Origin of the sequence: Trueperella sp. HMSC08H06 (genome assembly GCF_001808465.1) — a bacterium.
In the GTDB taxonomy this organism is placed as follows: domain Bacteria; phylum Actinomycetota; class Actinomycetes; order Actinomycetales; family Actinomycetaceae; genus Trueperella; species Trueperella bernardiae.
The window spans coordinates 1-1247 of sequence record NZ_KV793359.1 but is presented as its reverse complement, the minus strand read 5'-3'; the positions used below and the strand labels follow the sequence as shown (position 1 = coordinate 1247).

The window sequence follows — 1247 nt, the reverse complement described above, 5'->3', positions numbered from 1 at the left end:
AGGGTGTTGGAAGACTCGTGAGTGAGAAGAAGACGAGGAAGTCGTATACGCCGGAGTTTCGGCGGGATGCGGCCTCGATTGTGATTGATCAACAGACCTCGATTGCGAGCGTTGCTCGTGATCTTGGGGTGGGTGAAGCGTTGCTTGGCCGGTGGGTCAAGCATGAGCGGGAACGACGCCAAGCCGAAGCGGCTGGGGTTCCCACGACGGCTCAGTTACATGCAGAGATTGCCCGGTTGAGGGCTGATAATGCCCGGCTGGCGATGGAAAACGAGTTCCTGGAAAAAGCAAGCGCCTTCTTTGCCGCCAAGCAAGCCCCGCGCAGCGTTTTGAGCTGATGGATGCAAAGAAGGCGACCTATCCCATTGCTTTGATGGCACGCGTGTTAGGGGTGAGCCGTCAGGGCTATTACCAGTGGCGGGCCCGCAGTCAGGCGCATCGCCAGCGGGTTCTTGCTCGGGCCGAGTTTGACCGTGTGGTGGCGTGCGTGTTTGATGATTATCAGCGCACTCACGGGGCTCCGCGGCTGGTGGCAGCCCTGGCTAAAGTAGGGGTCGTGGCCGATAAGAAAACCATTGCCGCATCGCTGAAAAGGCAGGGTTTGGAAGCGGTCTCGACCCGCTCGTTCTACCGTCCCACCACTACGGGCACGGATGGGTGTGACTATGAGGATCACTGTCAGCGCCAGTGGGATCAGGGCGCGATCGACCTGGTATGGATCACCGATTTCACGTATTTGCGTTGCGGGGAGGGCTGGGTCTACCTGGTAGCGGTACGCGACGCGCATTCTCGGCGGGTGTTGGGGTATGCGATGGGCCAGCAGCAGACCACTGGCCTGTTGATCGAAGCCTTGCAGATGGCGATCGAAACTCGGGGCGGGGCCATGCCCGGCCAGGTCGTATTACATGCTGACCGTGGCACCCAGTTCACCTCCAAGAGGTTGGCTCAACACGCTGACACGGCTGGAATCGTGATGTCGATGGGACGGACCGGAGTGTGTTGGGATAACGCGATGGCTGAATCATTTTGGGCGACGTTGAAAGTCGAGTACTACTACCGCCACACTTTTCGTATCCGTGAAGAGGTCTACGAAGGCGTTGCCACCTGGATCGAGGGATTCTATAACCACAAACGAATCCATTCAGCGATCGGCTACCAAAGCCCGGTCGAATACGAACTCCACGCCGGACTGGACCTCGCGGCGTGAACTACACAACGAAACCGTCAACAACAAGCGGGCAAGCCCA

The 1247-nt window shown here is 58.7% G+C and carries 2 protein-coding genes; both read left to right on the top strand.

Annotated features, from left to right (window positions below; genetic code table 11):
* The coding region (locus HMPREF3174_RS05735; RefSeq protein ID WP_210382935.1) for a transposase at positions 1-338 on the top strand (338 nt) is incomplete at its 5' end.
* A complete protein-coding gene (locus tag HMPREF3174_RS05730) occupies positions 338-1207 on the top strand; it encodes an IS3 family transposase (protein ID WP_070448184.1) in 870 nt (289 codons plus the stop codon). The genes HMPREF3174_RS05735 and HMPREF3174_RS05730, both read left to right, overlap by 1 nt.
* Positions 1208-1247: the final 40 nt, after the last annotated feature.

Excerpts from the sequence above, each read along its gene's own strand:
- HMPREF3174_RS05730 (WP_070448184.1), top strand. The coding sequence starts at position 338 with ATGGATGCAAAGAAGGCGACCTATCCCATTGCTTTGATGGCACGCGTG.